This window comes from Paracoccus sp. FO-3, assembly GCF_006386455.1.
Classification (GTDB): Bacteria; Pseudomonadota; Alphaproteobacteria; order Rhodobacterales; family Rhodobacteraceae; genus Paracoccus; species Paracoccus versutus.
Genome location: NZ_VCBQ01000007.1, coordinates 82,073 through 90,247, shown reverse-complemented (window position 1 = coordinate 90,247; position 8,175 = coordinate 82,073). Strand labels below are relative to the sequence as shown.

The 8,175-nt window shown below is 70.9% G+C and carries 9 protein-coding genes and 1 tRNA gene; all 10 read left to right on the top strand.

Features of this window, described 5'->3' with window-relative positions; genetic code table 11:
* The coding region (locus FE811_RS03350; RefSeq protein ID WP_140846613.1) for a short-chain fatty acyl-CoA regulator family protein at positions 1-379 on the top strand (379 nt) is incomplete at its 5' end.
* A gap of 75 nt (positions 380-454) precedes the next feature.
* Complete coding sequence (locus FE811_RS03345) at positions 455-817, top strand: response regulator transcription factor (protein ID WP_036753857.1); 363 nt, start codon at positions 455-457, stop codon at positions 815-817.
* 8 nt (positions 818-825) lie between these two features.
* Entirely contained in the window at positions 826-1,068 is a 243-nt protein-coding gene (locus tag FE811_RS03340; RefSeq protein WP_036753854.1) for a hypothetical protein, read from the top strand.
* Positions 1,058-3,715 carry an ATP-binding protein gene (locus FE811_RS03335; RefSeq protein ID WP_116221033.1) on the top strand — a complete coding sequence of 886 codons (2,658 nt, stop codon included), beginning with the start codon at positions 1,058-1,060 and terminating at the stop codon, positions 3,713-3,715. Before FE811_RS03340 ends, FE811_RS03335 begins: the two co-directional genes overlap by 11 nt.
* A 59-nt stretch (positions 3,716-3,774) precedes the next feature.
* Positions 3,775-4,947, top strand: a complete 1,173-nt coding sequence (locus FE811_RS03330) for a FliM/FliN family flagellar motor C-terminal domain-containing protein (RefSeq protein ID WP_116221034.1) — start codon at positions 3,775-3,777, stop codon at positions 4,945-4,947.
* 584 nt (positions 4,948-5,531) lie between these two features.
* Positions 5,532-5,750: a translation initiation factor IF-1 gene (gene infA / locus FE811_RS03325; RefSeq protein WP_010397442.1), complete on the top strand. Its 219-nt coding sequence runs from the start codon at positions 5,532-5,534 to the stop codon at positions 5,748-5,750.
* Positions 5,751-5,776: 26 nt separating this feature from the next.
* Positions 5,777-6,409 (top strand): nucleoside triphosphate pyrophosphatase, encoded by a 633-nt coding sequence (locus FE811_RS03320; protein ID WP_116221035.1) that lies wholly within the window; start codon positions 5,777-5,779, stop codon positions 6,407-6,409.
* Positions 6,406-7,467: a ribonuclease E/G gene (locus FE811_RS03315; protein ID WP_116221036.1), complete on the top strand. Its 1,062-nt coding sequence runs from the start codon at positions 6,406-6,408 to the stop codon at positions 7,465-7,467. Before FE811_RS03320 ends, FE811_RS03315 begins: the two co-directional genes overlap by 4 nt.
* Positions 7,464-7,613: a DNA gyrase inhibitor YacG gene (locus FE811_RS03310; protein WP_036753846.1), complete on the top strand. Its 150-nt coding sequence runs from the start codon at positions 7,464-7,466 to the stop codon at positions 7,611-7,613. Before FE811_RS03315 ends, FE811_RS03310 begins: the two co-directional genes overlap by 4 nt.
* A gap of 76 nt (positions 7,614-7,689) precedes the next feature.
* Positions 7,690-7,765: transfer RNA gene (locus FE811_RS03305), tRNA-Phe, on the top strand.
* Positions 7,766-8,175 lie beyond the last annotated feature (410 nt).

Genomic DNA, 8,175 nt, shown 5'->3' with positions numbered 1-8,175 from the left:
CTGGGCGCAGGCCGGGCTGGTGGTCTGCGACGGCTCGGGCGCGACGCTGTTCCGCCTGGCCGCGCCCGGCTTCGAGCTGCCGCGCCCCGGCGAGGGCTGCGCGCTCTGGCCGCTGTTCGAGGCGCTGGCCCAGCCGCAGCTGCCGGTGGCGCGGCTGATCGAGACCGCGAACGGCAACCGCTTCGCCGCCTGGGCCGTGGCCGAGCGGCTGCTGCCCATGGGCTTCGACGGCCCCGCGCTCAGCCGGGCGCAGATGCTGATCCACCCCGCCGCCGGCCGCGACGCCCGGCCGGTTCTGGGGGTGGGGCCGGCCTGCCGCATCTGCCCGCGCCCCGCCTGCACCGCGCGGCACGAGCCCTCGATCCTGGGCCCCGTGTGATCTGGGGCGCCCCGTGATTTTGACAACGCCCCCGCCCGCCCGCATGATCGCCGCAAAACCCCAGGAGGGCCGCCCGTGACCACAGGTGTCGATGTGCTGCTGATCGAGGACGAGCCGAGCATCGCCGAGGCGGTGCGCTTCATCCTGTCGCGCGAGGGCTGGCAATGCGAGCAATGGCCCGAGGGCAGCGACGCGCTTCAGCGCATCCGCGCGCTGGCGCCGCGGCTGGTCATCCTCGACGTGATGCTGCCCGGCCGCAGCGGCGCCGAGGTGCTGGCCGACCTGCGCGCCGATCCCGATCTGCAGGCGCTGCCGGTGCTGCTGCTCAGCGCGCGCGGCATGGCCAACCTGCCGCAGGGCGCCGACCGGACGCTGGCCAAGCCCTTTGCCAATGCCGACCTGCGCGCCATGGTGCGCGAGCTTCTGGACGCGGGCTGAGGTCGCGCATGCGCCGCCTGTTCCTTGGCCGCGACGCCTATCGCCAGCGCCGCCTGGGCGACGCGATCCGCGTCCTGCCGGTGCTGTTTGCGGTGCTGGCGGTGCTGCCGCCGGTCTGGCTGCCGCAATATTTCAGCTATGCGCGCGGCGCGGTCTGGCTGGCGGCAAGCTGGGCGCTGACCATCGCCGCCACCGCCGTCCTGCATCGCGCCATCGGCCGCGCAAAGCCGGAGGACGAGGATGACGCCTGAAACCCTGGGCGCCGCCTCGGTGGTCTATGTCGCGCTGATGTTCCTGCTGGCCCATGCCGCCGACCGCGCCGCCGCGGCCGGCCGCTGGCGCTGGATGGACCGGCCGGTGATCTATACCCTGTCGCTGTCGGTCTATTGCTCGGCCTGGACCTTCTACGGCGCCGTCGGCTACGCCACCCGCTCGGGGCTGGAGTTCCTGACCATCTATCTTGGCCCCGGCATCGTCTTTGCCGGCGCCTGGTGGGGGCTCAGGCGGCTGGTGCGGGTGGCGCGGCTGCATCGCGTGACCTCGATCGCCGACCTGATCTCCAGCCGATTCGGCAAATCCGCCGCCCTGGCCGCGCTGGTGACGCTGATCGGCGTGCTGGCCTCGACCCCCTATATCGCGCTGCAATTGCAATCGGTCTCGATGGCGCTGTCGGCCTTCGCCACCAGCGGCCATCCGCTGCCCGGCAATATCGCGCTGTGGGTGGCGGTCGGGCTGGCCGCCTTTGCCATCCTGTTCGGCACCCGCAACCTGGCCGCGAACGAGCGTCACCACGGCGTCGTCATCGCCATCGCGGTCGAGGCGGTGGTCAAGCTCGCCGCCTTTCTCGCCGTCGGCGCCTTCGTGCTGTGGGGCATCGCCGACGGGCCGACCGACGTGCTGGCGCGCATCGACCGCATGGCCGTCTCGGCCGGGGGCGAGGGCTGGCAGATCCGGCCCGAGCGCTGGTTCACGCTGATCGCGCTGTCGGGCGCCGCGGTCATGGTGCTGCCGCGCATGTTCCACGTCCTGGTGGTCGAGGCCAGCGACGAGAACCGCCTGCGCCAGGCCGGCTGGGCCTTTCCCGCCTATCTGGCCGCCATGTCCTTCCTGGTCCTGCCCATCGCCGTGGTCGGCATGGACCTGCTGCCCAGGGGCTCGAACCCCGACCTCTACGTCCTGGCGCTGCCCTTGTCGCAGGGCCGCGACACGCTGGCGGCGCTGGTGTTCCTGGGCGGCTTTTCCTCGGCCATGTCGATGGTGGTGGTCAGCGCCATCGCGCTGTCGACGATGATGGCGAACCATTGGCTGGTGCCCTTGTGGCTCTGGCTGCGCCAGACCGCGCTGTCCGAACCGGCGCAGGCGCGCGAGGATCTGGGCACGCTGATGCTGAATGCGCGGCGGCTGGCCATCGTCGCGGTGATCGGCGCGGGCTGGCTTTACCACCGCACCACCGGCGGCACCACGGCGCTGGCCGCCATGGGCACGGTCGCCTTTTCCGGCATGGCGCAGGTGCTGCCGGCCATGGTCGCCGGGCTGGTCTGGCGCGGCGCGACCCGGCGCGGGGCCATCGCCGGCATCGTCGCCGGCGCGCTGATCTGGGGCGGGGCGATCTTCCTGCCCTCGCTGGGCCTCGCTGCGCCGCCGGCCTTTCCGGCGGGGATCGACGCCTTCGCCGGCGCGGTGCTGCTGGCGCTGTCGGTGAACCTGCTGCTTCTGGTGCTGATCTCGCTGGTGGATTTCCCCGACCCGACCGAGCGGCTGCAGGCGCTGTCCTTCGTCCATGCCATCGCCCCCGATGCCGCCGCCAGCGAAACCGCCCCCGCGGTGCAGGCCGAGGCGCTGCTGACGCTGGCCGGGCGGATCTGGGGCAACGACCACGCGCTCGAGGTGTTCCGCAAGGCTGCCGAGGGCCAGGGAAAATCCGGCTATCTTCCCGACCTGACCCCGCGCTTCCTGGCGGATTTCGAACGCCACCTGGCCGGGACGGTGGGCGCGGCCACCGCCTCGGCGCTGATGGCGCGGGTCGGCGGGCGCGGCTCCGTCACCGTGGCCGAGCTGATGGAGGTCGCGGGCGAGGCCAGCCGCGCGCGCGAGGACAACCGCCGGCTGGAGCTGACCTCGGCCGAACTGGCCAGGACCGCCGCCATGCTGCGGGAAAGCAACGAGAAACTGACCGTGCTTTCGGCGCAGAAGGACGCCTTCCTGGGCCAGATCAGCCATGAATTGCGCACGCCCATGACCTCAATCCGCGCCTTTTCCGAGATCCTGATGGAGCCGGACCTGCCCGCCGCCGACCGCAGCCGCTTTGCCGGGATCATCCAGGACGAGGCCGCCCGCATGACCCGGCTGCTGGACGACCTGCTGGACATCTCGGTGCTGGAATCGGGCCGGGCGCAGCTGAAGCCCGGCGTCGTCAACCTGCACGACCTGATCGAGCGCGCGCTGGCCGCGGGCGGGGCAAGCGCCGCGGGACGCGACTTCGCCATCCGCCGCAACCCCCTGGCCGAGCATCTGCCGGTCATCACCGACCCCGACCGGCTGTTGCAGGTGCTGATCAACGTGATCTCGAACGCGCGGAAATATTGCGACGCCGGCGAGCCGGCGATCCGCATCGACACCCGCCGCAGCCCCCAGGGCGGGACCGAGATCGACATCCACGACAACGGCTCGGGCATCGGCCCCGAGAATCGCGCGCTGATCTTCGAGAAATTCGCCCGGCTGGACGATCCCTCGCGCGCCGGCGGCGCCGGGCTGGGACTGGCGATCTGCAAGGAAATCATGGGGTTCCTTGGCGGCTCGATCAGCTATCTGCCGGGCCAGGGCGGCGCCTGCTTTCGCATCGCGCTGCCGCCCCGCCCGCCGCGCCGGGCGGAAAATGCCGAAAATGCGACGGGTTAAACCTTTCGGCAACCAGTCCGTGCCATCTTGCGCCAAAGGCAGCATCGATTCGGGCCGCAATGGAAAGCGTAGCAAGGCAACAGTCGGACGACCCCGGACAGGCCGGGGCGGATCGGGACGGGTCCGCCGCCCCGGCCCCCGGCCAGGTGCTGCGCCGCCTGATCGCCGAACGCGACCGGGCCCGCGCGGCGGCCGGCCCCTCGGCCCGGCAGGTCGCCGAATTCCGGCTGGAGCGTGCCGCCGCCACCGCCCTGGCCCGCGCGGCCGAGAAGCAGTTGCGCCTGCCGGTCTTTGTCGAAAAGGTGGAACGCTCGGGCATGGTGCCGGCCGAACTGCCCGAACTCCTGCCCGAGCGCGCCTTGCTGGCCGTGATCGGGGGGCGGCGCGACGCGCTTGGCGTGGTCGCAGTCTGCCCCGACCTGCTGGCCGCGCTGATCGAGATGCAGGCGATCGGCCGCGTGACCTCGCGCCCCGCGCCGCCGCGCAAGCCGACGCGAACGGATGCCGCGATCTCGGCGGATTTCGTGAATGCGCTTCTGGCCGAACTGGGCCGGGAATGCGCGGCGCAGCCGGGCTGCCCGGATTTCGGCGCCTTCCGCTATGCGACCTATCTGGACGATCCCCGCCCGCTGTTGCTGATGCTGGAAGAGGGCGAGATGGCGCGGCTGGACTTCCGCTTCCGCCTGGGCAGCGGCGGGCAGCGCGACGGCCGGCTGATGATCGCCCTGCCGGTCGAGCCGGGGACGCTTGCCGATCCGCCTTCGCCCGGCGCCGGGAACCGGGCGCAACTGCCCGTCCCGGCCGGGACCCCGCCCGCGCCGGCAACGCTGGCCGGGCCGGTGCAGCAGGCGCCGGTGCGGCTGGCCGGCATTCTCTGCCGCCGCAGGCTGAGCCTGCACCAACTGCGCAGCCTGACACCCGGATCGCTGTTGCCCCTGCCGCAGAACGTGCTGGACGAAGCCAGGGTGGAAACCGCGCGCGGCCAGCTGCTGGCCCGCGGACGGCTGGGCGAAAAGGACGGGTTCCACGCCGTCCGCCTGCGCGACATCGGCCAGGACGCGGCGCCCGCCACCCCTTCGCCCGCGCAGGACGGCTGGCGGGCGGAAGGCTTCGGCCCGCCGCCCGAGGGGATGACGCCCGCCGATCAGGCCGAATTGCCGCTCGCGGATCTCGACCACCCCGATGCCTTCCGCCCCGCCGAGCCGCTGCCGCCCATGGTCAGCACCGGATGAACCACCGACACATAACCCTGCTCAATTGCCGTTCAGGGATCTTGGCCATCCGGCGCATTCCACAGCCCCGAGCCAGAACCGCCATTGGTCAGGGAGATGATCCTGGCGCACGACCCCGGCCGATTGCCACTCGCGGATCTTGACCACATGATAACCCCCGCACCGCCCAGCCGCTGCCCACCATGGTCAAGCCTGGATGACCTGTCGTCGCACAGCCCTGCCCCATGGCCGCTGGCGGATCTTGGCCGCCCGGCGCATTCCGCGCTGCCGAGCCGGAGCCGCTGTTGCTCAGGGGGATAACCCTGGCGCGCAGCCCCGGCCGACTACCGCTCACGGATCCTGGCCACCCGATCCCCCTTCGCACCGCCAAGCAGATGTCGGCCATGGTCAAGGCCGGTCGACCCATCCGACGCAGCCTCGCCCCTATAGCCGCAATCGCGCAACTTTTCTGCGAAATAGCCGCGCTGACAGGCCATCCGGCCCAGGAAAGCCCGCCCAGGTCCAGATTCCCCTTGAAAAACCGCCCGTCTGGACGCATGTAGCTTGCGCCCGCCCAAGGCGCGGGTCATCCTACAGGAGAGAACATGGCCAAGGAAGAAATGCTCGAATTTCCCGGTGTCGTGAAGGAACTCCTGCCCAACGCGACATTCCGGGTCGAGCTAGAGAACGGCCATGAGATCATCGCGCATATGGCAGGAAAGATGCGCAAGAACCGCATCCGCGTCCTCGCCGGCGACAAGGTCCAGGTGGAAATGAACACCTACGACCTGACCAAGGGGCGGATCAATTACCGCTTCAAGTAAGCCCGCCGACCGTCCGGGAGCCTAGGATGACGGCGCCGCAAGACCTGCGGGGCGCTGCCCAGTCCCCGCCGCAAAGCGCCGCCGCGCCGGCGCTGATCCTCGGCTCGGCCAGTCCGCGCCGGCTGGAACTGCTGGCCCAGATCGGCATCGTGCCGGACAGGATCCTGCCGGCGGAAATCGACGAATCCCCGCATCGCGGCGAAAACCCGCGCGACTATGTCCGGCGCATGGCGCGCGAAAAGGCCACAGCGCTTGCCGGCCGGGCCGAGGACGCCGTCCTTTGCGCCGACACCGCCGTCGTGGCGGGGCGCCGGATCCTGGGCAAGCCCGCCGATGTCGCCGAGGCGCGGCGCTTCCTGCAGCTGCTCTCGGGTCGCCGGCACCGGGTGCTGACCTCGGTCGCGCTGGCCCATGGCGGGCGGCTGCGCGAACGGCTGGTGGACACCGCGATCCGCTTCCGCCCCCTTACCGCCACGCAGATCGAAGCCTATCTCACCACCGGCGAATGGCAGGGCAAGGCCGGCGCCTATGCCATCCAGGGCCACGCCTCGGCCTTTGCCATCTGGATGCAGGGCTCCTACAGCGGCGTCGTCGGGCTGCCGCTGGCCGAAACCGCGGCCCTTCTGGCCGCCATCGGAATCCAAGGAAAAACGACATGAAGGGACGCCAGATCGTCCTGGGACGGATCTTCGGCCGCGATGCGGCAGCGCTGATGCAGGACGGCCGGCTGGAGGATCTGATCGTCGATCCGGCGGGCGCGACCCCGCTTGCCCCCGGCGCGATCTGCCGCGCCAGGGTGGACCGGCTGGTCAAGGGCCAGGGCGGCGTCTTCCTGCGCCTGCCGAACGGCGCCCGCGGCTTCCTGCGCGACCGCTCGGGGCTGCGCGAGGGCCAGTCGCTGCTGGTCCAGGTCAGCGGCTGCGCCGAGGACGGCAAGGCGGTCCCGGTCTCGGCCCGGCTGAATTTCCGCGGCCGGCACGTCATCGTGACGCCCGGCGCGCCCGGCGTGAACGTCTCGCGCCGGATTCGCGACGCCGCGCTGCGCGAGGGGCTGGTGCGCCTGGGTTCATCCGCCCTGGACGGCCGCGAGGATGCGCCCGGCATCGTCTTTCGCTCCGTCGCGGCCACGGCCGAGGAGGACGAGATCGCGGCCGAGCTTGGGCAGCTGCTTGAGCTGGCGCAAGCCGTCACGGCCGATTGCGAGGGGGCACCCGAGCTGCTGCTCGACGCGCCCGAGCCCGCCGAACAGGCCTGGCAGGATTGGGCCGACCCGGCGCCCGACGCCGTCGAGGACGGGCCCGATGCCTTCGAGGCGACCGGGGCCGAGGCGGCGGCGCTGCAACTGATGCGCCCGCGGCTGGACCTGGGCGGCGGCGCCTGGGCCGAGATCGAGGCGCTGCGCGCGCTGGTCGCCATCGACGTCAACACCGGCAGCGACCACTCGCCGGCGGCGGGGCTCAAGGCGAATATTGCCCTGGCGCGCGACCTGTCGCGGCAATTGCGGCTGCGCGGTCTTGGCGGCCAGATCGTCGTGGATTTCGCGCCCATGCCCAAGCGCGATCGAGGCACGCTGGACCAGGTGCTGCGCGCCGCCTTCCGCCCCGACCCGGCCGAGACGGTGCTGATCGGCTGGACCGCGATGGGGCTTTACGAGATCAGCCGCAAGCGCGACCGCGTGCCGCTGGCGCGCCTTGCCCGGCCGGAGGACATGGCATGAAATGCCCGATCTGCGGCAAGCCCGCCGCCGAGCGTTATCGCCCCTTCTGCTCGCGCCGTTGCGCGGATGTGGACCTGGCGCATTGGCTGCGCGGCGACTACCGCATTCCCGGCGAGCGGGTGCCGGATAATGACAGGGAAGAGTGAAAATTTTGTTTTTTGGCTCTGGACAGCGGAGCGGCCCTGCCATAACAACGCGCCAGTCCGAAGCAAGACGCTCGGCGCCCGGATAGCTCAGTTGGTAGAGCAGCGGATTGAAAATCCGCGTGTCGGTGGTTCGAATCCGCCTCCGGGCACCATTTAACTTCTTGAAAGAATAGCGATAATTTCAAGGCGTTTCTTGGCGCTTTCGTGGCGCAAGAGTGACACAAAGCCCCTCATCTGCTGTCGTTTGACACGAAGATCTAGGACGCGGAAGAGGACGGATAGACCCAACAAGGCCGCGAGACACCAGCAGAAGCCGTCCTGAACGGCCGTGCAGCGCGTCATGCAAGGTAATCGGGACGGCCGATAAACTCGGCGATCCGACGCTGGCCCCGAGACCGCACGAGGCTGGCGCCGCCCCCCAACCTGACATCGCAGACCCCGACCTCGGGACCGCGCCGGCGGAAGGGGGAAGTCCCGGCCGAGACCTGCGAACAGGGGCGCCGACCGCTTTCCGCAGGGGTCTGGCGGCAAGCGGAAGCCGTTCCGGGCAGGCGCAGGGTGG

Excerpts from the sequence above, each read along its gene's own strand:
- FE811_RS03340 (WP_036753854.1), top strand. The coding sequence starts at position 826 with ATGCGCCGCCTGTTCCTTGGCCGCGACGCCTATCGCCAGCGCCGCCTG.
- FE811_RS03310 (WP_036753846.1), top strand. The coding sequence starts at position 7,464 with ATGAAATGCCCGATCTGCGGCAAGCCCGCCGCCGAGCGTTATCGCCCC.
- FE811_RS03330 (WP_116221034.1), top strand. The coding sequence starts at position 3,775 with ATGGAAAGCGTAGCAAGGCAACAGTCGGACGACCCCGGACAGGCCGGG.
- infA (WP_010397442.1), top strand. The coding sequence starts at position 5,532 with ATGGCCAAGGAAGAAATGCTCGAATTTCCCGGTGTCGTGAAGGAACTC.
- FE811_RS03335 (WP_116221033.1), top strand. The coding sequence starts at position 1,058 with ATGACGCCTGAAACCCTGGGCGCCGCCTCGGTGGTCTATGTCGCGCTG.
- FE811_RS03315 (WP_116221036.1), top strand. The coding sequence starts at position 6,406 with ATGAAGGGACGCCAGATCGTCCTGGGACGGATCTTCGGCCGCGATGCG.
- FE811_RS03320 (WP_116221035.1), top strand. The coding sequence starts at position 5,777 with ATGACGGCGCCGCAAGACCTGCGGGGCGCTGCCCAGTCCCCGCCGCAA.